We start from the raw sequence: 19,342 nt of genomic DNA, 5'->3' as shown, positions 1-19,342 counted from the left end.
GTCACACCTTCCATGCAGCAATGCAGGTGCCAAGCGGCAGCGCAACCCAGCCGGCCTCACCCGGGAACAGCGCGCCCATACCAGTGCAGACGCCAAGGGCTTGCCCCCGGCAAGCGTCATGCTGTGCCCTGTCGGTCAAAACCAGATCCCCGGCCGTTGCCATTGCGGGTGAAATGGCCGTGGCACCCATGGCCTCAAGAACCGCCGACGCCGTCTCGAGCAGGCTATGGCCGCCCATCGCACGCGCTGCCCCTGCTGCGCTCCGGTACCGGCCGCGCCAGCCTTTCAGGGGGTCCGTGCCCGTGATGGCATGGACGACGCCTGCTGCCGCCGTGCAGCAGTCATGGCGCCCATAATGAAAAGGCCGCCCATCGGCGGCCTTGATGGCGGCACGCAAGCGCACCGGCCAGTCAGCATAACGTTGCATGGATTACCCCTAGCGAAGTTTGATAGCCGGGTTGAAACCGCCGCTATCGCTGCCAGCGATCTTGCCGGCACCGCCGCCAGTTGCGGCTTTCGAGGCTTCAAGCCCCCAATAGATGGTCTTATTCAGGACCGCCGGCACAAACTCGAAAAAGCGGTCGCCCGCATGGCGGCGCGCCTGATCGGCCTGCGTGCGATAACGGGTCATCTGCCGGCTCAGAAGCATCATCCGGCTTTCGATCTCGACCGTGATACGGGCCTCCCCCGGTCCGCTCGAAAGGTTCATGGCGCTGATTTCCCCGGCAAAAATCAGGGCGGCGTCGCCATCAAGCAGCGCCAGCGTATCGGGGTCAAAGAGACCAAGCCAGACATAGCCGCGCCGGCCTCGATAGGCTGCCGCCTTGGCATCCGCGAGCAGATTTGATGGCAAGCCATTCAGGCTGAGCGACAGGCCGGGCATCGCGTCCTTCACACCGGTCTTGATCGGGCCGATATCGCCCATCTGTCCGATCCCGGTCCAGATCTGTCCGCCCCATGAAAGGTCGCCGATACCACCCCACGCGCGCACGGGGTCGCCTTCAATATCCAGCCAGACGATGGGAATCAGCATCACTTCCGGCCCGCCAAGGGCAGCTATGCCCTGACCGCCAAATCGCGGATCGGTCATTCAAGTGCTCCTTCCACTGCGAAACTGAAGGTAAAAAGGTTCATATGGTCGCTCGTCGGCACCACGAACCCGGCCGCCAGCCGGAACAGGCCTTTCGGGCCGGCAGTGACAATCGCGCTGTTGTCGGCAGGGGCAGTGTAGATGGCCGGGGCGATATCAAGCGTGGCATTGCCACCCGCGTCGCTCACGGCATCCTTCGTGATCCGGTGCAGATGATTGCCGATCTGAACCACATCCCCCCTGCGAAAAAGCCCCGCAACATTGGCGCCCCAACCATCCGTCGCGATACTGCTGCCAAGTTGCCCTGCCCCTTTCACCCGGCCCGTGGCAATGCCACCGGCGGCCCCCCTTGCAACGATGAAATCAGGATGCGGCATCCAGAAGGTGCCGACAAAGCCATCAAGTGCATCAAAGAAACCAAGCCAGTCGGCCGCCTGCGCACTGGTCATCGGCGGCATGGTCAGCTTGCCCGTCCATCGGTCCCCGGGGGCGCGCTGCACTTGCGGCAGGCGGCTGTAGCTTTCGGTCTTTGTCTGGTTCCGGTCGATATAAAGTTCCACCGCACTCGGTGTTGGCGACGAAGGCATGATAAGGGGATAGTTGATACTCATGGGCTCAGGCTCCGCGCCGCAAGGAGGACAGCACCGCCATTTTGGACGCTTCCACGATGGCAGGCATGGCATTTTCGATCATCGCGCCAATGGTCGGGGCCGGAACGAGATCAAAGTTCAGCGTCTGCTGCACGGTCACACCGGATCCCACAGCCCCGCGCGTGTCGGCTGCATTCATCACCGTGGCAGGCCGGTGGGCCACCACAAGCTCCGGCCCTCGCTCGCCAATCAGGGTCGGCGTGCCTGGCTGCAACCTGCCACCTCCGGCCTTCGGATGACCGAAAAGGGTCGGAACGGCGAAGTCCAGAATGCCGCCGACAGCCTTTGAGACCCAACCGGAAACGGTGTCATTGATCGGCTTGACAACAGCCTGCATGAGCGAACGCCCGAGCGTCTGGAACGCTGCATCAAGGCTGCTCGTCAGATCCAGCACATCAATCTTGATGTTTTCCGCCGCCGTCTTGAACGCATCCCGCATGGCATCCAGTTCCGTGTTTGGCGGGTCGGCTTTCGGGACAACGGTCCCGGTCTGAGAGCCGGAAGCCGGCAACGTGGTCGCGGCGCCGGCCCCTGTCAGGCCGAGAATCCGGCTCAATTCCTTGAACTCCCGCTCCAGCAAGCCTAGGTGGCTGCCCGTTTTTCCAAAAGCTGTTGCCAGCGAGCCTTTGCCTTCCGCACCCAGAAGCGCAAGCGCTGAATCGAACGGACCAAGGGCCATGATTTCACTCCTTAGAATTTGCAAAGATGTTCTTCATATGTTCCGATTTGACCTTGCCTGCAAACCGAAGTGCCCGTATGAATAGCGATGATTGAATGTTTGGGTTGCGTTGAAAGGGAGCAATAATGGTGAGACGCCATTTGATAATTGTCCTTGCAGGCCTGCTGTTGACAGCCTGTGGAGCAACATTCGCCGACATGATGGGCGTACAATATGTGCAGGCGCCGGAAGACGCCGATGCCGTGGCGGCCAAAACCGAAGCGACCTTCGACCCCCACCAGCAAACGACCGCATTTCGAGGGCCCAGAGTGTTCCCGACGGGCAACCTTCTAGAAGACTATTATTTCCTGCGCGGAAATCGGGGCCACACTGACGCTGCGAAGCAGCGGGATTATGTACAGCTCTATATCAACGTGGATGAAGACCGGTGGATCTACTACGATCGCATGTATACGCAGGGGTATGAGTTTCCGTTGCTGGTGATCAAGCGCGAGCTGATCTTTTGCAGCCCTTACGAAGGCGAAAAATGCAGTCGGCAGGAAATCGCCAAGTGCGGCACCAGTGGCATCCGCTGTGCCATAGAGGAACATGTAGCAATTAATATCTCGAACGACGAACTCGAACGCCTTTCTAGGGAAGGCCTCGAATTTCAGCTTGCCGGATACAGCGGCAAGCGCAATTTTCATGTTCCGGCAGGGTATTTTGCGGGCTTCTGGAAAGCGATGGAACAAGCCAGCATTCCCGGTGCAGCTGCCAACTGAATATCTCAGGGGTCGCCAATTGAATTCACTTCCGTCAAGGGTTATGGTCCGAGACGTTGACGCGGCGCAAATTGTGCCAGGGAGCATGATGTGGCAACTCTCGAAAATCTGATCGGCGAAACCGGGATGGGTATCGCTGTTTTCGTCCTGATCATGGCGGCTGTTTTCTGGGCCTTCGCGCCGTTCGCAATCTTCGGCCTCAAGAAACACCTCGAGAAGGTCTCGTCCGAAATGACCGCACTCGTCGACGAAATTGCAGCCCTTCGGGAAGCATTGGAAGGCCGTCGCCACCAGCAGCCGGGTATCCCCATGCCGCAACGGCCCGAAGTGCCCCGCAGTCAACCGGCAGCCCAAGGTGATGAACCGACTGCACAAGCTCAGGCCGGCCGCCGCGAACCCATCCTTGGCTCACCCACGCGCACAAGTGCTTCAGGCCTGCGGGCCAACCGCGACGAATAACGCTACCCTTTACTTGCTCACGGCCGCAATCAGGTCCCTAAGCTCAGCCTGCGTCAGCGCTGCAGCAGGGGCATTGTTCCTGTAGCCCACACCCACGCCGATCCCGCGCGCCCGTTGCCAGCCGCAAATGGCATAGAGAAGTTCGGGAAGCGTTGCCGCGAAGAACGTTGCCGGTGGCCAGCCAAGATACCCCATCGCCAGCATCATGTCGGGCGAGATGGCGCTTCCCTCCCCTGATCGGACTTTTTTCCGGACGGCTCCTCAAGCACCGGGAGACGTTCGGGCCCCGCAAATGTAAGCTCAAGGCATCGGGCCATGGCTTTTGCGGCTGTCGCAATGCCCGCCTCCTGAATGTCGGCAGCGGCTGCCCGGCGTGCGTCTTCATCGGCGGGGGCTCCGCCCGTCATGGCGACAAGAAGTGCGGCGAGGTCGCCAAGACGACACTCCGGCAAGCGCGTGGAAAGAAGAGGAACCAGTCCCATGTCAAAATGATCTTCAAGATCAAGGATTGCCCCAATCTCCAGTCGCAGGCGCCGCACTTGCCGCCCGACCTTCAGACTTACCTCCCCGGAAATCCCGCGCGCCATCACGCGACCTCCGCAGCAAACGCGACGACGCCGGCGCTGTCGAGGCTGATCGAATAGGTGACCTCGCCATTGTGTTCACCGCTCATTTCCAGTGATTTGATGGCGAACATGCCGCTGTAACTGCCAAGGCCCGGCACCACCAGCTCGCAGTCGACAAGCTCACCCGCCGCAATCCTGACGTTCAGCATCTTCACGATATCGTCGGACACGAAGACGCCGGAGCCTGAGGTTGAAAGCGACCGGGTGCCACCCGCCATCAGCGCGCGGTATCCACCCGAGTCCTTCGAGGTCACATCAATGACTTCCCCTGAAAATGTGAAGCTGTTGGTGCGAAAGCCGCCCGCCGCCTCATAGGTTTCGCCATTCTTGATTTTCAGCAGCAGAAGTTTGCCATATTGGCCGGTCATGGAAATGTCTCCTGGAATAAGGTTGAATTGTGGGCTCAGACGGCGGGTGCCATGACGAGCGCACGGTAGGAAAGCCGGCCCCGATACTGGGTGCCGTGGCCGGCGATGCGCCGAGTGACGCCTGAAGAAACGAGCCGGAGGTAAACAAGGCTCAACCCTTCAAGCGTAATGGGGGATGCTGTAAGGGCAGCATCGGCATGGGCCATGAGTTCCTTCGCCTCCATCTGTCCGCCAGCATCCGACCAGACCAGCACATCGAAGCTCACGCGCTGACCCGCATGGCTCTTGGTACTGGCGTCTTCAGTGCTGGTATCGCCAAGCGCTATGTATGGCATCCGAGCATGATCGGGCGGGCCGTCATGGATACCTGCCACCTTCGCGGCGAGTGTCGGATCCGCCGCCAGCGCGGCGAAAACCGCCTGCTGCAGCTTCATGGGGGCGAAAGCACTCATGCTGCAGCCTCGGCAATCAACTCGCCAGTTTCGCTCGCCTCGAACGACAAGCGCTTGTGATCGAAATCATGCTCGATGATGGCATCGATCTCGAACACGCGGCCATCCATGATCAGTCGCCGTGCCGTGCGGAAGCTTTTGGCGAAGTGGGTGGTGAAGGTGGCCCTGGTGCGCCCGACTCGCGTTTCGCCATAATCGGCAGGCGACGGTTTTTCCGTCTCGATACGTGCCCAGACCGCGGCAATGTCACGCCACGATGCTGCGCGCTCCCCGCCGGCCCCCACGGTTTCGGCCAGGCTTTGCAGAATGATGCGACGGCCCATATGGCCGATCAGCAGCCGCTGAGGTGTCATAGTGAAAATCTCCGATAAGGTGCAAGGAGCGACGCTATTCCGGCGCTCTCGACAGGTGCGGCGCTCTCGGCATCGCCCCGATGAACATGAAGGTGAGCCGCGAGCTTCAGGACGGACTGCCGAAGGGCTGCGGGAACCGAGTTCCAGTCGTCGCCGAACCCGGCCATCAGACGCAGCCGAATACCATCGACCGGCCTTCCCGGCGTCGGCCAACTGGTGTCTCGCAAACGGCACAAGGCAGGCGATGTGCCCGGCTGCAAGTAAACCCCACTGGCATCGAGTGCCGTCGGACTGCCGTTCGCTTCCATTCGGTCGATCCCCAGCAATTGCCGCGTGGGCCGCACAGGTAGGGGAAGGCTGAGCGCTGTATTGGAATCGCTTACAGATCCGGTGCGCACACCGTCCCACCAGCTATTGTCCGCACTCGTCGGCCACGCAGTCAGATAAAGATCAACGACCCGGCCGACCAGCATCAGACAGGTTGCCTGTTCAATCGCATCGGTCGCTGCGGCGACGAGGCTGGCCAGGGCAGGATCTTCGTCTTCATGATCGATCCGGAGATGCGTCTTCAGTTCCGCCAGCAGCACCGGTGGGTGGGCTGGCGGCGTTGGAATTTCGATACGCATGGGTTCATGTCTCCGCGATCAGCAGGGTCATCGTGCGCTCGCCAACCCGCATGGCATCGGTTTCGACCCGGCAGGTAAGCCGGTAACGATGTCCGGGAACACCACCTTCGGCAAAGACGCCGGAAAGGCTGCCTGACAGAAAGGCATTGTCGAGGCTGATACCGCCGTCTTCGTCGGGCGTTACGGACCAGGCCGCTTCAGACACGGCTTCGTCGCCGGTCAGCCAGTCGGCCCAGTCCACGGAATAGTCGAGCCGGGCTTCGCTCGATTTGGCGAAAAAGCTCATGGCATCACTCCCGCGTCAGGTCGAACCAACCGCCGACGGGTGTGCTGATCCGGAAACGCCCGTTGACACTCGCGACACCGTCGCCGCTCTCGTCAAGGTCGACAAAGCCGATGAGCGGATCGCCGGGATCAAGGCTTCCGGCATTACCCTTCACCAGCACCAGATATTTGGCCTCGGGCATCGTGACCGGGTCGCCCCAGTCAGCATCGCCGCTTGAAAAGGCTGCACCACCTGCGACCGGCACTATTGCGGGCGACGAAATCGATAAGGGCGCGTAATCACCACCCGATACCTCGAATATCGAAACGTCAGCCAGGGACGCGTCGGCTACCAGATCGGGGCTGTAGGCATCGGTCAGCAGGACTGCACTCACGGGGCCGACGGCGAGATTGCCGAAGGCGCCCGAAAGCAGCCCCGCAAGCGTTGTATCAAACAGGGTGAAGGGGCCGGTGGACATTGCTGTCTCCTATGTCAGGGTTCGCTTAGGGGGATGAGTCCGTGCCACGCGCGCTTGATGCGAAGGCTGAAGCTGTGCCCGATGCTTCCGCGCATGGCGCGTGCGTGCCATTGAAGGGGACGGATTGCCAACGACCGAAATATCCAGCAGTGGCGCATAGCCACGACAATCCGGTTGCCCCTTCAGCGGCAAGATTATTGCGGCTGTGATCACCGGTACCGGCAACGCACGTACAGGCATATGCCCGCTTGCTGAGATAAGATTAGCCGCCGCGAAGGTCTGAGGGACTTTACCTGCGCTTCTTGAAGATGCTGCAGCCCTCTGGTCAGTGATGGTGTCAGTAACCACTTCAGGGTGTTTTGCACTGCTAAGGCAATGTCCTTGCAGTACTGAAAAATCTACGCTCTCAGTATCGGTCTGGGCAACGACCTCGGCAGGACCGATATGGCTCACCGATGAGCGCATCCGTCCGTAGATATCTGTCAGAGGGAGAGGATACCCGACCGCCGCACCGATTGCAGGACTTCCCGCTTTCAGCCTGAAGTCAAAATCCGCCGGATTGGTGCTGCCGGGGGTAAATTTCTGAAAGATGTCGCGGGGATCCACATTGAAGCGATTGCCATCTTCCTCTTTGAACTGCCCGGAAGAATCCGTGGTACCCGATATGAGGTTCGCTTTGGTGACCCACGTCCTGTTGGTGTCAAGCAGGCTGGTCCATGCCCCACAGAAGATATTTCCCGCAGCTGTTTTGCCAGTGTCGCCGTGGTATGAAAAAATCGCAGACCCCACAACCGAAGAGCGAGCATCTACTATGATATTGTTGCGGATGTAATGTTCAATATTTGAGCCAGACTTACCATTGATGGTTCTACCTAAATCAGTTTCGTTTTCGAAGGCAAATAAGAGAGAATTTTCTATAGTCCCATCAGCATATTCAACGGCCTCACCGCACATCAAATTCCATACCACACACCCCCTTACACTGAGCCTGCTATCAGTGGTTCCTGCCACCAGTCTGGAGTTTTCACGATCCGGATTATAAAACTGAAGCCCTCTAATAACGATATTCGGCGAGGAAGACGCGCCACTAGCGATAAAAACCCTATTGCCAAACAAGGGCTGGATTGTTACCCCGTTACTCCCTCCATACGTAAAGGGATCGCTCAAAACATCCAAATTATCCGCAAATCCATGACCGGGCGCCGGGCGAAAGGTGAGCGTGCAGTTTTCGTCACCCACCATGCCCACATGCAAACTCAGGTTGGTCGTTTCCCCGAAATAGATCGGGTTCACCCCGTCCCCATAGAAAAGAATGTCCCAGTCTTCGTCTGCGCCGGTCCCGGCACGCAGGTCGAGCGGCAGGTCTCCTGCTATCAGGGAGGTACGGAATTCATCCCATGTGGCATAGGTGCCAGCGGCCACATTGGTTGCCTGCCCGGCACCAATATGAATAGTACGAAGATTGGTCGCCATTGATGTGCCTCGCCATGATGGTAGCAGACGGCACCCGGAGGTGCCGTCCGAAGCTTGCGGAAGACGCTGAAATCAGGACGCTGCGAAACGAACGAGCTTCAGAGCCTCGTCATTGACGAGCGCACCACCCACTCGGCGGGTCGCGTAAAACTGCACGAACGGCTTGTTCGAATAGGGATCCCGCAGCACTCGGGTTCCCTGCCGCTCCACGAGCGTGTAGGCGCGTTCGAAATTGCCGAAGGCAATTGAAAGACTGTTCGCCGTAACATCCGGCATCTCCTCTGCCTCGATCACGGGATAGCCAAGCAACAGTCCCGGTTGACCTTCCAGAAGGCCCGGACGCCACAGGAAATTGCCGTCGCTATCCTTGAACTTGCGAACAGCGGACAGCGTCTTCGAGTTCATCAGAAATACGGCACCCTGGCGATACCGGGCCTTAAGGGCATGAACAAGGTCGATGAGGATGTCAGCCGGATCTTCGGCCGCAAAATCACCGGCCACGCCGGTCGGCAGATACTGGATCGTGTCATCTGCCCGGGCCGCATCGCTTGCGGTCGAAATGGCGTAGGTCAAAAAGCCCTTCGGCTTGTTCACCCCGTTACCGGAGACAACAGCCGCGCTTTCCTGGGCGGCAAACTCCTCAGCGACTTCTTCAAGAAGCCAGCTTTCGGCGTCAAATTGCAGGTCATCGAGCGCCCGTTGGGTTGCCGCCGCATTGGCATAAAGTTCGCCGGGCTGGATGGCGATTTCGCGAAAGGTCGGCGCTGTGGTTTCGCCACGCGCCGCTTCTTCACCAACCCAGCCCGAAGCCGCCGTCGTCTGCCCGAGAAGGCGTTTATAGTCCGGCGTGTCGATCACCCGCACCTTGCAGATCTGGCGGAGCGGCGAGTAGGCCTTGAGCTGCCGCTCGATTTCAGTGTCGATCGCCCCCGGCACACCGTAACCGCTATTGCCGCCGGAAACAGTTGAGAGGGCCTTTTTCTCCAGCGCCCTCAGATCGCCGTCATCGCCCTTCCTGATAAAGCCTTCAAAAAAGGCCGTCTTGTGCGCGACGGAGGCATCGTCGGCCGCTTTGACGTCCGGTGTGGCGCCAGGCCGTGCCAGCTTCGTTTCAATCTGGCCGAGACGCATTTCCAACGCCGCGAGACCGGTTTCGGCAGCATCAGCATATGCATCCACCGCCGATTTGAGATCGGTGAGTTCCATGTATCTGTCCTTTGAATTTGATGGGGATGGCAAAGCCGTTGAAAGCGACATCCCGTCGCGTCCGCAGGCACCAGGCCGCAACCCTGCTTCGCACAGGCGATACAAAGCCCGGAAAAGAAAAGGGCGCCCGATTGGACGCCCATGTTTCAAAACTGAATGGTGATCGTGGTCAGCGCTCGGCTGCCGTCCGCTTCCTGACTGAGACAAACATCACTATCGCCCCGATAAGGGCCGTGAGCATCTCCGGCGTCGCTAGGCTGAACAGGATACCCTGTCCCATGCCCGGACCATGAAGGATAGCCCACAGGGCGGTCGGCAGGCTGCGGATCAGCCAGTAAAGCCCAAGGAGAAACGCCCCGACCCTGATGAAGCGATCAGGTGTCACCTCAACGTGCGGCTCTACCGCACCTTCCTGCATCAAGCGTGCGATGCGGGGCGCCAGAACCCAGAGGGCAATACCGAGCACGAGTTGAAAAAGATCGAACTGTGGCTGCCAGTCATACCGGCCTGCCGCTCCATCATGGCCAATCCTGATGAGCAGGCCCGAGACAAGCCCCTGAAAGGCGAGCAGCGAAAAGAACAGCGCGATAAACCGTACAAGTGTTGTTGTCAGTGCCTGCAGCGTCATAATTCCCCCTATCCCGAATAGGCCACCCTTATATGCTGGCCGAATTGCGCAAGGCTTCGGGCCCGAACCTGCAGCTCCTGCCAGCTAATACCGGGCAGGCGCAGGGTCAGGCTGCCCGAAGGCGCACTCAACCCTCCGGCGATAGTGCGGGCAATATGGGGGCCATGCAAGCCCTGATAGGCGACCTCCAGTTCGAAGGGGCCGACGAGTTCCCCGGTACCGGAAAAGTTGATCCTGTAGTCGAAATCATCGCCGCCGAAGCCGGTTGCCGGAAGCCGCACCCAGGTGCCATACTGGGCGGGCGGCGCTTCCACACTGGCCACACCGGCATCCTTGCGCGAAAGCCGGGCCATCATCTTTGCAATAAGGGACGCCTGTTCATTCGGCTGGCCTGCAAGGCCTTTGTATCCTTGCGCGGTCACCGCTTTTGCCTGAGTGCGCGACAGGCCGGCTTCCCGCAGGAGTCGCTCCAGCCCGCGTGGGCTCGCCAGGTCCGGTGCTGCCTTCACACTTGCGACGCGGGCAAGTTCGTTCGCCGGGAAGGTAACGAGCGATATTTCCATAAGGTCGGCTTTCAAAATGGTGCGCACGCCCGCAGCTGCATCGCGGCTCGCCTCGCGGGTCACGAAGCCGATGGAAAGCCCATCGAGTGCCCCCATTTTCAAGAGATCATAGGCTTCCCTGCCACGCCCCTCCATGGAAAGGCGTCCTTTCACATGCAGGCCACGCGCATCTTCCGCCACATGATCGAAACAGCCGATAGGTTCCTTGGCATTATGCTGCCACAAGAGGGCGGGCATGCGCACCTTTAGGCTTTCAGTGAAAGCACCCTTTGCCAGGCGGTCGCCGTCGCGGTCCACATTGCCGAACACGGCACCATAGCCTTCAAACGCACCCGCCGGCCCCTCCGCCTTCGCTTCGAGCCTCAGATCGATCACATCATGCATTCATGTCTTCCTTCGTATTGGGGCCGTAGCCGAGGGCGGCACGCTTTTCGTTGCGTGTCAGGAAATCGGCCCGGGTCAGCCGGTCGAACTTCGCCTGTCGCTTCGGCTCCAGCGCCGGAATTTCATCCAGATCCAATATCAACCGAACGTTCGGTCCATACTCAGGCGCCAGCCAGGCGTTGAGTTCGCCCACAAGCTCGGCTGCGAGCGGGATGATCGTGTCCTCCCACACCGATTGACGCGCTTCGGCATAGTTCGAATAGGTCTGGGCGTCGGGAATGCCAAGCATCTGGGGCGGCACACCGAAGGCGAGCGCGATTTCCCGCGCACTCATATTCTTGGCGGCCTGCCAGTCCATATCCTTGGGGGAAAGCCCCATATGCTGCCATTTGAGCCCGCCTTCGAGAAGAAGCGGACGGCCTGCATTCACCGGACCCATGTGGCGTTCTTCCACCTGCGTCTTCAGGTGGGCGAACTGTGCCTCGGTCAGCGGTACGCCGCCTTCTTCCTGATACAGTACACCCGAGGGCGTCCCGCCATTCTGGATCAGGGCAAGATTCCAGCGGCTGCCTTCATTGTGCGCGTCGATCGCCATCGCTGCCGCCTCAAGAGGCGCCATGCCGTACCAATCCGACAGCGGATTGAAGCTTTTCCAGTGGAGCATCGCTGCGGCGTCGAAGATCTGCCGACGACCGAGAACCGATTGCCGGTACCCGCTCGCGACCCCGTCAGCGCCTTCAATCACTGCCATCGTGTCCGGCCGCATCAGCCACAACTCACCCGGCGGGCGGCCTTCGGGGCCAATTTTCAGGGCGTAGCTGTTGCCCGCGATCAGATAGAAGCCGACCATCTCATATAGAAGTCCCGCCCCCTTCAGTTTCGGATTTGGCCTCCGCAACAGATCAAGGAGCGGATGCCGGTCCATCGGCACCTCGCCCACCATCACTTCAAGCGGGATCGACGCCACACCGCGCGCCACCAGATTGATCGCCCGGTACGCCACCACATTCTGCTGGTAAGCCTCGCTTGCCAGCCGGTCATAGCGGCGCGGGGTGGCAACAGCATCACCGGGTAGCGTTCGGGCCAGAAGGGGGTTCGGCGCCGCTTTTGCCTCGGGCCGCCGGGCGCGCAATCGCGAAAGGAATCGCATCAAAGCATCCTCATGTTCAGGTTAACGGGTTGGGTCAGCATCAGGTCGGTCAGTGCCCAGACAAGCGCATCGAGCCGGTCGGGGCTGGCCCCACCCGGCAGGCTGCCGGTGAAATTGGCCATCTGGTCCTCAAGATCAGGGAAGCAAGCGGTGTGATGCACTCGGCCCTGCTCGTAAAGCGCAGCCACAGGCTCGGCCCGAAGACGCTTACCAACACGGGCATGCACCCGTTTCACCGGTACGGTTGCATCCACCTGCCCGATCAGCGCCGGCACAAGGTCACCGCCCTGATTACCTTCAGCAACAATCCGGTCGGCTTGCAATTCGTGATACAGGTCCACCGCGCGCGCCGCCCAGTCGAGCGGACTGAGACCCCGCACCGAGCGGTCAGCGAGCACATAACCATGGCCGTCAACCCCAAGCCCGGCGGCAACAAGCCCGCACTCGTCGGCCGTCTCGCCCGCGGTAACCGGCGGGTCGAGCGCCACCACAATCCGCTGCATCTCAGGCAGGCCTGAAACTCGCAGCGCCTCGATACGGTCGCGGGCAAACAGCGCGCCGGGCGTATCTTCCAGAATTTCCGCGTCCAGTTCCTGCCGCCCGAGCCGGGTGCCACCGTATTTGCGGGTGATTTCGTCCAGAAAACCGGCCGCGAGGTTGGCACTATTGTCGGTGGTCCTGCCGCGTGTCACTGCTGTCACCGGATCCGCCATCAGGCGCTTCAGAAGCGGCATCGGGCGCGGCGTGGTGGTGACAAGCAGCCGGGGTGTGGCCCCGAGCCTCAGCCCGAACCGCAGCATGTCAAACGTCTCGTCAGCACGACCCCAGGCGCAAAGCTCGTCACACCAGGCAGCATCGAATTGGGGCCCGCGCAAACGGTCGGGCTCTTCGGCGCCAAAAAGTGTCGCAACAGCACCGTTCGGCCATGTCAGCAGGCGTTTCGAGGGCTCGAACACCGGGCGGGCCCAGGGTGGTGAAATCGCAAGAAGACCGCTTTCGCCTTCCACCATCACCGCGCGCGCATCACCAAGCGTGGGCGCTACAAGGGCGATCCGCGTGGCTGTTCCACCTTCAACAAGACCACGCACCCATTCGGCCCCGGCGCGCGTCTTCCCGAAGCCACGCCCGGCAAGAACCAGCCAGCAACGCCAGTCGCCCTCCGGTGCCAGCTGCTCGGGCCGGGCCCAGAAAGGCCAGTCGTAGAACAGGAGCGCGGCTTCCTCATCACTCAGGCCCCGGATCAGTCGTTTCAGTGCCGGGCGGGACAAACTGGCGAGCGAGCTTTTCATAAAGGGCACGTCTCAGCCTTTCCATATCCTGCAGGCCCGTGCGTTGCCGCGCCGCTCTTTCGGCTTCCCGCTCGGCCCAGCGCTGCTTCAGAAGCAGGGTCAACAGGCCGTCCGACAGCTCAGTCACCGTCGCCACCTGCTCGCCGCCCCTGAACACCGGCTTCTCGACACCATGGAGGGCGCGGCGCACAGCCTCCGCCTCCAGAGCGTCGAGCGCCCCGGCCATAACAGCCGCCTCCGCATCCCTGAAGGCGGGGTCGCTACGGGACCAGCGCCGGACGGTGGACGGAGACACGCCTGCAAAGGCAGCCGCCTCCGTACGTGTTTCGCCGGCGGCGCGTGCGATCAGATAGGCCTGTCGCCGCGCCGCCCGGCCCGGCGGTGACGCTGCAGGGGGGAGGGTCATGGGAATGTCACCACCGGAAACGAAGTCGGAAAAGAAAGCGCCCGCCAGGAGCGTTCAGGCTCTCGGCGGGCGCACATTTCCAATCTGATAATCACTATGTAGCAAATCACCGCAAAGGGTGCAACAAATATTTTCGAATTTCGTATTTTTTATGAATGAAGGGAAAAATCACTGACGACTCGATGCCATGCCGCAAATGCACGCAGAAGGCGCCTAATGAAATCTCGAATTGTATATTGTGAATGCCACGGGGCAGAATGCGTTGAATCAGGGCCTCAAAAAGCCGGATTCCACAAAGAAAAGCCCGCCTCAGGGGAAACCCCTTCGGCGGGCGCATTCGGTCACTATGGCTTGACGGATGGTGCCCGATGGGCCGCGCCTACGCAAGCCTTTTTTTCCGAATTCGTTAACGTATCTGTGAGGCCGCCCGATTCAGCGCGGATCAGCAGGCAGGCGATCCATCCAAGGCTATCGTCATAGCGCCGCTTCAGGGTCCAGCGCGACAGACCCCTCGCCCGCTCGCCCCCCAGATGCCCGGTCAGGCTGCGTCGCACCTTGGCCCACGGCATCCGCTCTTGCCGCATGCCATCCTGATGCCAGGCTCCCCAGAAAATGATCCGCCGATCCTCCACATCCGGCAACAGGCGGAGAAGATCGAGCACCGGCTGCATCAGGTCGATCGAGCGTGGCTCTGCCGGTATCCGCTTCGCGGTTGCCACGCGGCCAAGCGCTGCCGGCACGGCGGTATTGCGATCCACCTTCATGTCCGGCCACAGGATCTGGCGGGAATATAGAAGACCGGCCTCGCGGTCAGGCATCCGGCGCAGCGTCCAGACGGCATCAATCATCCGTTCTTCCACAAAAGCAGCCATCAGGCTGGCGTCGGCTTTCACGGGCAGGTCACGCCCGAGGGCACGAAGGGCGGTAGCGGTCAGATAGTGCATGGCTGTCGGTCCTCATTCTTGATCCGAGCTTGATTCGATCAATTATTTTCGTTATTCGTATTTTAAATATCGCCATTTACGACCATAGTAAATGACATTTTTTACGAGAACCATAATTATAGCGCCATGCGCACCCAGCCTTGGATCAAGGATGCCCTCAAACAGCGGGGTTTCAAGTTGAAGGATCTGGCCGAGACCCTCGGCCTGCCACCGCCACGCATTTCGGATATCGTTAATGGCACCCGCGAGGTCCAGTCGGATGAAGTGATTCCGATGGCTGAGATGCTGGGCATGAGCGTGCGTGCATTGCTCCTTAGCCTCGCTGCCGGTGCCCCTGTCCCGGCGCAGGAAGGCGCGCATGCCACACTGCCGATCCGCGGCCGCCTCACGGGCAGCGGCGTGCTGGAGCCCCTGCCCGACGACATGGCCCTGCGCGAAGTGGCTGTCCCCCTTGATGCCACAAGCCCCGAAGGCCTTTCCTGCTATCTGATGGGGGATGACAGCCTAGCGCAGGAGATCCGCCCCGGCAGCCTCATCATTGCCGCCGACCCGCGCAAACATTTCTTCCCGATGACACCGGGCGTGATCTTGCTCGTCTCCCGCCCCGGCGGCCGCATCGCCGCCCGGCAATATCACCGCACCGCAAACGGCGAGGATTGGCTCGTGCCCCTGCCCGAAAAGCCAAACCCGGCCTATGAAAGCTGGCCTTTCCGCCTGATGCCCGGCGCCCGCGCCGACAGTGCCGGCAGCGACAGTGTCAGCACCGGCGATATCGTCGCTGGCGTCTTGTGGGTGACGCGGCGTTATACGGATTAGGGTTACAGCTCAGGCCGCCGGCCGGGCTTCCGCAGCGAAGCGGGCAATTCCCTGAAGCGATGCCACAAACTGGCGGGCCACCGTCTGCCAGCTGAAGCGCCGGGCGAGATCGAGACAGGCATCCCGGTCAAACGCCAGTGCGCCGCGAATGGCGGTGGCGAGATCATCGTCAAGGCAAGCCGCCGGACGCGCCGCCGGGCCAACCCCCGCCGGCAAGGCGCCGCCACCGCAGCCTTCCGGCCCCAGCACATCAACGGGGCCTTGCACGGGATATGCTGCCACCGGCGTCCCGCAGGCCAGCGCCTCGATCAGCACGAGGCCAAAGGTGTCGGTCCGGCTCGGGAACACAAAAACATCAGCAAGGCTGTAGGCCGTTGCCAGATCGTCGCCGAACAGGGCGCCTGTGAAGATGGCTGCGGGGAAGCGCTGGCGAAGCGAGGCAAGCGCCGGCCCGTCGCCCACCACAAGCTTGGTCCCCGGCACATCGGCAGCCAGAAAGGCCTCGACATTCTTCTCAACTGCCACCCGGCCCACATAAAGCTGGATCGGGCGGGGCAGCGCAGAAATATCCGTATCTGGGCAGATGCGCGCGATCAGGTCCGCAGCCTCCGCGTCGCTGCGGGGATAGAAGACGCCTGTATCCACCCCGCGGCTCCAGGGCACCAGCCGTTCAAAGCCGTGCTCAGCAAGATCGCGCCGCACCGACGGCGTGGCGACAAGCACACCCCGGCTCGCCCCGTGAAAGCGCCGGAACAGCGGATAGAACCACGATGCCGGCAGATGGGTCCGCGCCGCAATATAATCGGGGAAGGCGGTGTGATAGGCGGTCGTAAACGGCAGTCCGTGTTTCAGGCAATAGCGCCGCGCCGCCCAGCCAAGCGGGCCCTCGGTCGCGATATGGATGGCATCGGGCCGGAAGCCTTCGATCATCGCCGCCACCCGGAAGGGGATGTTCAGGGAAAGCCGGATTTCAGGATAGCTCGGGCATGGCACGGTGGTAAAATGCCGGGGCGACAGCATGAATACCCGGTGTCCTTCCGCCCTGAGCGTGCGTCGCAGGGTATCCAGCGTGCGAACCACCCCGTTCACCTGCGGGTGCCAGGCATCGGTGACGATGCATATCCGCATCGCCGTGCGGTTTGCCCCTTTGAGGCGCGGGGCGAAAGGGACGGTCATGCCGCAACCTTGTCGCGCGCGGCGCGGCGCTTGCGGCCCTCGCGGGGCGGGCGGGTGGCTTCTTCCGCCGCCACTTCATCGGCATAGCGGATAATATCCCATGCGCCGGTCGGGGTTTCGACAAGCGCTGTGCAGCTTTCCACCCAGTCGCCGTCGTTCAGATATTCGATCTCGCCGATCATGCGGCGCTCGGCGTGGTGGATATGGCCGCAGATCACCCCCTGCACACCACGGCGGCCAGCCTCGTGGGCAACCGCTTCCTCGAACTTGCCGATATATTCGACCGCGTTCTTCACCTTGTGTTTCAGATAGGCCGACAGCGACCAGTAAGGGTAGCCGAGCGACCGGCGCACCCGGTTGAAGGCGGTATTGAGCTTCAAAAGCAGCGAATAGGCATGGTCCCCCACATGGGCGAGCCAGCGGGCATATTTCACCACGCCATCGAATTCGTCGCCGTGGATGACCCAGAAGCGACGGCCATCAAGGCCTTCATGCACCGCCTCCATCTGCAGGGTAACACCGGCCAGATTGTGGCCGACAAAACCACGCAGACCCTCGTCATGGTTGCCGGGGATATAGATCACCTCGGTGCCGGATTTCGCCATCTTCAGCACGCGGCGGATCACGTCATTATGGCGCGTATCCCAGTACCAGGATTTCTTGAGCCGCCAGCCATCGACGATATCGCCCACCAGATACAGTTTCTCGCAGGTGATGGATTTCAGGAAATCGTGCAAAAGGTCAGCGCGTGACGAACGGGTGCCAAGATGAACGTCGGACACGAAAACCGCCCGGAAGTGGCGTTTTCCCTTGCGTCGAATATTGCTGGCATGATCGTCATCCGCCTCGTGTGCGCCCTCGTGACCCGGTCGGTCACCGTCGATGCTCCTCAGGAGTGCACTGGCGCCAAGCGCTGCAGCGAGCCCGCCGCCTTCGATGGAGGTGAAGGCCAGGATATCGTCATCATCAAATCGGGATTGAGCCGGCTGGCCGGCGAGGGCGGGGAAACTGCTGTTCGAACCATGCGCTGCTTTCATGGCTTCCGTATGCCAGAAGCCTATTACATATGGATTTCAGCGAGTTGACACTTTTGTGACAGCGAATTTGTTGAGTCGATGCCTCACTCCAGTCTTCCATTCCATGAAAGCGGTACGGCGCCGCAACGATTCGTCTTTCGAATCTGATTTTCTGAGAAATTTTTATTCTTTCGAAATCAATGATTTGGAGACTTTTAACCGGTCCTCAATATTTCGTGACGTAGGCTGATCTTGCATTTACCTACCGAGATTCTATCTTAGTAGGTGGCGGGGCGACCCGCTAATGCCCTCCGTGGGCGTTTCCTCCCTGAGCCTGGGCCACGCTTCGTGCGTGGCCTTTTTTTTGGCCACGGCCTTGGGATTTAGAGGTTTTGCCCGAATGATGTTTTGCACTTTGTGGAAACGCCCTTTGCAGTTCGAGGGCCTACCTGGTGATAGAGACTTTTGATAAAGCGTGCAGACGCGACCACTCACCCCACCAGCACCAGCTCATCAAGGTCGCCCATCGCCAGCCCCTTGAGGATAAGGCTGTCACCCCCGCCGAGTTCGATCGTGATGCCGCCTGACACGCTGCTGGCGGCGGCCTTGAGCGCGGCGGTGCTGGTGATGGCAAAGCCCGAAAGGTCGAGCCGGTCATCCCCCGTATCGAAATCGGTGATCGTGTCCTTGCCCATGCCGGCTTCAAAGGCGAAGAGGTCGGCGCCCGTGCCACCGGTCAACAGGTCATCGCCCGCCCCGCCCCAGAGCGTGTCATTCCCGTTGCCGCCATCGACCGCGTCATTCCCGGTTCCGTTGAAGATCAGGTCCTCGTCGGCGCCGCCGATGAGGCTGTCAGCACCCGCCCCGCCATAGAGCGTATCGCGCCCGGCACCGCCCAGAAGCGTGTCGGCGCCGTCCCCCGGCCCGCCATAAAGGGTGTCGGCGCCGTCATGGCCCTCAAGCCGGTCGCTGCCCGCCCCGCCGCCGAGCGTATCGGCCCCGGCGCCCCCGGTGAGACTGTCGTCGCCTGTCCCGCCCCAGAGGATGCCCGTGAACGGATCGCCCGTGCTGCCGGCGCCGCCCGACCACAGCAGATCGTCGCCCGCGCCACCATAGAGGATATCGCGTCCCTGTCCACCTTCGAGCGTGTCGTCGCCCGCCCCGCCCCCGAGCGTATCGGCCCCGGCGCCACCACGTACCAGATCGTTGCCGTCGTCAGCGGCTCCGGCCCAGAGGGCATCGTTGCCGGCCCCGCCCTCCAGCGTGTCGGCCCCCGCCCCGCCGGTGAGCACATCGTTCCCCTGCATGCCGTAAAGCGCTTCATCCCCCGTGGCGCCCGTCAGCGTATCGGCCTGATCGGTGCCTATGGCACTGGTGATCACCGCACCCGCTGCCACCTTGAAGGCGGCTTCCCCGCCGATCAGGCTGGTCTGGCCGGGTCTGAGGTCGATCTGCGCGCCTTCCATCAGGGCGGCGGCATTGAT

Annotated in this window: 26 protein-coding genes; 3 read left to right on the top strand and 23 right to left on the bottom strand. The window is 61.2% G+C overall.

What is annotated here, in order from left to right; all coding sequences use genetic code 11:
* Position 1: 1 nt before the first annotated feature.
* The 4 genes from OU694_RS00125 to OU694_RS00110 are packed head-to-tail and all read right to left on the bottom strand — an operon-like array spanning position 2 to position 2,419.
* Positions 2–427: a DUF6950 family protein gene (locus tag OU694_RS00125; RefSeq protein WP_308908974.1), complete on the bottom strand. Its 426-nt coding sequence runs from the start codon at positions 425–427 to the stop codon at positions 2–4.
* Between the two features lie 9 nt (positions 428–436).
* Positions 437–1,090: a hypothetical protein gene (locus tag OU694_RS00120; protein ID WP_308908973.1), complete on the bottom strand. Its 654-nt coding sequence runs from the start codon at positions 1,088–1,090 to the stop codon at positions 437–439.
* Positions 1,087–1,701: a hypothetical protein gene (locus tag OU694_RS00115; RefSeq protein ID WP_308908972.1), complete on the bottom strand. Its 615-nt coding sequence runs from the start codon at positions 1,699–1,701 to the stop codon at positions 1,087–1,089. The genes OU694_RS00120 and OU694_RS00115 overlap by 4 nt, the downstream gene beginning before the upstream one ends.
* A gap of 4 nt (positions 1,702–1,705) precedes the next feature.
* Positions 1,706–2,419 carry a hypothetical protein gene (locus OU694_RS00110; protein WP_308908971.1) on the bottom strand — a complete coding sequence of 238 codons (714 nt, stop codon included), beginning with the start codon at positions 2,417–2,419 and terminating at the stop codon, positions 1,706–1,708.
* Between the two features lie 125 nt (positions 2,420–2,544).
* On the opposite strand from OU694_RS00110, the gene OU694_RS00105 reads away from it, so the two are divergent.
* Both OU694_RS00105 and OU694_RS00100 read left to right on the top strand, forming a co-directional pair.
* On the top strand, positions 2,545–3,180 hold the full coding sequence (locus tag OU694_RS00105; protein ID WP_308908970.1) for a hypothetical protein: 636 nt from the start codon (positions 2,545–2,547) through the stop codon (positions 3,178–3,180).
* Positions 3,181–3,270: 90 nt separating this feature from the next.
* The gene (locus OU694_RS00100; protein WP_308908969.1) at positions 3,271–3,639 is read left to right on the top strand and encodes a hypothetical protein; all 369 of its coding nucleotides are present in this window, start codon (positions 3,271–3,273) and stop codon (positions 3,637–3,639) included.
* A 9-nt stretch (positions 3,640–3,648) separates the two neighbouring features.
* On the opposite strand, the gene OU694_RS00095 is transcribed toward OU694_RS00100, so the two are convergent.
* The 16 genes from OU694_RS00095 to OU694_RS00025 all read right to left on the bottom strand — a co-directional run bounded on the left by OU694_RS00095 (position 3,649) and on the right by OU694_RS00025 (position 14,850).
* Positions 3,649–3,834, bottom strand: a complete 186-nt coding sequence (locus tag OU694_RS00095; protein ID WP_308908968.1) for a hypothetical protein — start codon at positions 3,832–3,834, stop codon at positions 3,649–3,651.
* An 8-nt stretch (positions 3,835–3,842) separates the two neighbouring features.
* Positions 3,843–4,226: a GTA-gp10 family protein gene (locus tag OU694_RS16365; RefSeq protein WP_373460162.1), complete on the bottom strand. Its 384-nt coding sequence runs from the start codon at positions 4,224–4,226 to the stop codon at positions 3,843–3,845.
* Positions 4,226–4,633 (bottom strand): phage major tail protein, TP901-1 family, encoded by a 408-nt coding sequence (locus OU694_RS00090; RefSeq protein ID WP_308908967.1) that lies wholly within the window; start codon positions 4,631–4,633, stop codon positions 4,226–4,228. Before OU694_RS00090 ends, OU694_RS16365 begins: the two co-directional genes overlap by 1 nt.
* Positions 4,634–4,668: 35 nt before the next feature.
* Entirely contained in the window at positions 4,669–5,085 is a 417-nt protein-coding gene (locus OU694_RS00085) for a DUF3168 domain-containing protein (RefSeq protein WP_308908966.1), read from the bottom strand.
* The gene (locus OU694_RS00080; protein ID WP_308908965.1) at positions 5,082–5,438 is read right to left on the bottom strand and encodes a head-tail adaptor protein; all 357 of its coding nucleotides are present in this window, start codon (positions 5,436–5,438) and stop codon (positions 5,082–5,084) included. Before OU694_RS00080 ends, OU694_RS00085 begins: the two co-directional genes overlap by 4 nt.
* On the bottom strand, positions 5,435–6,064 hold the full coding sequence (locus OU694_RS00075) for a head-tail connector protein (protein WP_308908964.1): 630 nt from the start codon (positions 6,062–6,064) through the stop codon (positions 5,435–5,437). Before OU694_RS00075 ends, OU694_RS00080 begins: the two co-directional genes overlap by 4 nt.
* Before the next feature lie 4 nt (positions 6,065–6,068).
* Positions 6,069–6,350 carry a phage fiber-tail adaptor protein gene (locus OU694_RS00070; RefSeq protein ID WP_308908963.1) on the bottom strand — a complete coding sequence of 94 codons (282 nt, stop codon included), beginning with the start codon at positions 6,348–6,350 and terminating at the stop codon, positions 6,069–6,071.
* 4 nt (positions 6,351–6,354) lie between these two features.
* A complete protein-coding gene (locus OU694_RS00065) occupies positions 6,355–6,807 on the bottom strand; it encodes a hypothetical protein (protein ID WP_308908962.1) in 453 nt (150 codons plus the stop codon).
* A gap of 9 nt (positions 6,808–6,816) precedes the next feature.
* Positions 6,817–8,280, bottom strand: a complete 1,464-nt coding sequence (locus OU694_RS00060; protein WP_308908961.1) for a hypothetical protein — start codon at positions 8,278–8,280, stop codon at positions 6,817–6,819.
* A 72-nt stretch (positions 8,281–8,352) separates the two neighbouring features.
* Positions 8,353–9,486 carry a phage major capsid protein gene (locus OU694_RS00055; protein ID WP_308908960.1) on the bottom strand — a complete coding sequence of 378 codons (1,134 nt, stop codon included), beginning with the start codon at positions 9,484–9,486 and terminating at the stop codon, positions 8,353–8,355.
* Positions 9,487–9,655: 169 nt separating this feature from the next.
* Positions 9,656–10,114, bottom strand: coding sequence for a hypothetical protein (locus tag OU694_RS00050; RefSeq protein WP_308908959.1), 459 nt, complete (start codon positions 10,112–10,114; stop codon positions 9,656–9,658).
* Between the two features lie 8 nt (positions 10,115–10,122).
* Positions 10,123–11,061, bottom strand: a complete 939-nt coding sequence (locus tag OU694_RS00045) for an HK97 family phage prohead protease (protein WP_308908958.1) — start codon at positions 11,059–11,061, stop codon at positions 10,123–10,125.
* Complete coding sequence (locus OU694_RS00040) at positions 11,054–12,211, bottom strand: phage portal protein (RefSeq protein ID WP_308908957.1); 1,158 nt, start codon at positions 12,209–12,211, stop codon at positions 11,054–11,056. Before OU694_RS00040 ends, OU694_RS00045 begins: the two co-directional genes overlap by 8 nt.
* Positions 12,211–13,500 carry a DNA-packaging protein gene (locus OU694_RS00035; RefSeq protein ID WP_308910587.1) on the bottom strand — a complete coding sequence of 430 codons (1,290 nt, stop codon included), beginning with the start codon at positions 13,498–13,500 and terminating at the stop codon, positions 12,211–12,213. Before OU694_RS00035 ends, OU694_RS00040 begins: the two co-directional genes overlap by 1 nt.
* Complete coding sequence (locus OU694_RS00030) at positions 13,436–13,906, bottom strand: hypothetical protein (protein ID WP_308908956.1); 471 nt, start codon at positions 13,904–13,906, stop codon at positions 13,436–13,438. Before OU694_RS00030 ends, OU694_RS00035 begins: the two co-directional genes overlap by 65 nt.
* 344 nt (positions 13,907–14,250) lie before the next feature.
* Complete coding sequence (locus tag OU694_RS00025) at positions 14,251–14,850, bottom strand: hypothetical protein (RefSeq protein WP_308908955.1); 600 nt, start codon at positions 14,848–14,850, stop codon at positions 14,251–14,253.
* Positions 14,851–14,976: 126 nt separating this feature from the next.
* On the opposite strand from OU694_RS00025, the gene OU694_RS00020 reads away from it, so the two are divergent.
* Positions 14,977–15,666, top strand: coding sequence for a helix-turn-helix domain-containing protein (locus tag OU694_RS00020; protein ID WP_308908954.1), 690 nt, complete (start codon positions 14,977–14,979; stop codon positions 15,664–15,666).
* 9 nt (positions 15,667–15,675) lie between these two features.
* On the opposite strand, the gene OU694_RS00015 is transcribed toward OU694_RS00020, so the two are convergent.
* The 3 genes from OU694_RS00015 to OU694_RS00005 form a co-directional block, all read right to left on the bottom strand.
* A complete protein-coding gene (locus OU694_RS00015) occupies positions 15,676–16,794 on the bottom strand; it encodes a glycosyltransferase family 4 protein (RefSeq protein ID WP_373460227.1) in 1,119 nt (372 codons plus the stop codon).
* Between the two features lie 44 nt (positions 16,795–16,838).
* On the bottom strand, positions 16,839–17,879 hold the full coding sequence (locus OU694_RS00010; protein ID WP_308908952.1) for a UDP-2,3-diacylglucosamine diphosphatase: 1,041 nt from the start codon (positions 17,877–17,879) through the stop codon (positions 16,839–16,841).
* A gap of 470 nt (positions 17,880–18,349) precedes the next feature.
* Positions 18,350–19,342 (bottom strand): calcium-binding protein (locus OU694_RS00005; protein WP_308908951.1); only part of this gene is annotated, 993 nt, incomplete at its 5' end.

Origin of the sequence: Pseudokordiimonas caeni, from assembly GCF_026719705.1 — a bacterium.
Taxonomy (GTDB): Bacteria; Pseudomonadota; Alphaproteobacteria; order Sphingomonadales; family Kordiimonadaceae; genus Gimibacter; species Gimibacter caeni.
This window is presented reverse-complemented; position numbering and strand designations above follow the sequence as displayed.

Bases quoted from the DNA above. Each gene is read 5' to 3' on its own strand.
- OU694_RS00125 (WP_308908974.1), bottom strand. From the start codon at position 427: ATGCAACGTTATGCTGACTGGCCGGTGCGCTTGCGTGCCGCCATCAAG.
- OU694_RS00120 (WP_308908973.1), bottom strand. From the start codon at position 1,090: ATGACCGATCCGCGATTTGGCGGTCAGGGCATAGCTGCCCTTGGCGGG.
- OU694_RS00115 (WP_308908972.1), bottom strand. From the start codon at position 1,701: ATGAGTATCAACTATCCCCTTATCATGCCTTCGTCGCCAACACCGAGT.
- OU694_RS00110 (WP_308908971.1), bottom strand. From the start codon at position 2,419: ATGGCCCTTGGTCCGTTCGATTCAGCGCTTGCGCTTCTGGGTGCGGAA.
- OU694_RS00105 (WP_308908970.1), top strand. From the start codon at position 2,545: ATGGTGAGACGCCATTTGATAATTGTCCTTGCAGGCCTGCTGTTGACA.
- OU694_RS00095 (WP_308908968.1), bottom strand. From the start codon at position 3,834: ATGGGGTATCTTGGCTGGCCACCGGCAACGTTCTTCGCGGCAACGCTT.
- OU694_RS16365 (WP_373460162.1), bottom strand. From the start codon at position 4,226: ATGGCGCGCGGGATTTCCGGGGAGGTAAGTCTGAAGGTCGGGCGGCAA.
- OU694_RS00090 (WP_308908967.1), bottom strand. From the start codon at position 4,633: ATGACCGGCCAATATGGCAAACTTCTGCTGCTGAAAATCAAGAATGGC.
- OU694_RS00085 (WP_308908966.1), bottom strand. From the start codon at position 5,085: ATGAGTGCTTTCGCCCCCATGAAGCTGCAGCAGGCGGTTTTCGCCGCG.
- OU694_RS00080 (WP_308908965.1), bottom strand. From the start codon at position 5,438: ATGACACCTCAGCGGCTGCTGATCGGCCATATGGGCCGTCGCATCATT.
- OU694_RS00075 (WP_308908964.1), bottom strand. From the start codon at position 6,064: ATGCGTATCGAAATTCCAACGCCGCCAGCCCACCCACCGGTGCTGCTG.
- OU694_RS00070 (WP_308908963.1), bottom strand. From the start codon at position 6,350: ATGAGCTTTTTCGCCAAATCGAGCGAAGCCCGGCTCGACTATTCCGTG.
- OU694_RS00065 (WP_308908962.1), bottom strand. From the start codon at position 6,807: ATGTCCACCGGCCCCTTCACCCTGTTTGATACAACGCTTGCGGGGCTG.
- OU694_RS00060 (WP_308908961.1), bottom strand. From the start codon at position 8,280: ATGGCGACCAATCTTCGTACTATTCATATTGGTGCCGGGCAGGCAACC.
- OU694_RS00055 (WP_308908960.1), bottom strand. From the start codon at position 9,486: ATGGAACTCACCGATCTCAAATCGGCGGTGGATGCATATGCTGATGCT.
- OU694_RS00050 (WP_308908959.1), bottom strand. From the start codon at position 10,114: ATGACGCTGCAGGCACTGACAACAACACTTGTACGGTTTATCGCGCTG.
- OU694_RS00045 (WP_308908958.1), bottom strand. From the start codon at position 11,061: ATGCATGATGTGATCGATCTGAGGCTCGAAGCGAAGGCGGAGGGGCCG.
- OU694_RS00040 (WP_308908957.1), bottom strand. From the start codon at position 12,211: ATGCGATTCCTTTCGCGATTGCGCGCCCGGCGGCCCGAGGCAAAAGCG.
- OU694_RS00035 (WP_308910587.1), bottom strand. From the start codon at position 13,500: ATGAAAAGCTCGCTCGCCAGTTTGTCCCGCCCGGCACTGAAACGACTG.
- OU694_RS00030 (WP_308908956.1), bottom strand. From the start codon at position 13,906: ATGACCCTCCCCCCTGCAGCGTCACCGCCGGGCCGGGCGGCGCGGCGA.
- OU694_RS00025 (WP_308908955.1), bottom strand. From the start codon at position 14,850: ATGCACTATCTGACCGCTACCGCCCTTCGTGCCCTCGGGCGTGACCTG.
- OU694_RS00020 (WP_308908954.1), top strand. From the start codon at position 14,977: ATGCGCACCCAGCCTTGGATCAAGGATGCCCTCAAACAGCGGGGTTTC.
- OU694_RS00015 (WP_373460227.1), bottom strand. From the start codon at position 16,794: ATGCGGATATGCATCGTCACCGATGCCTGGCACCCGCAGGTGAACGGG.
- OU694_RS00010 (WP_308908952.1), bottom strand. From the start codon at position 17,879: ATGAAAGCAGCGCATGGTTCGAACAGCAGTTTCCCCGCCCTCGCCGGC.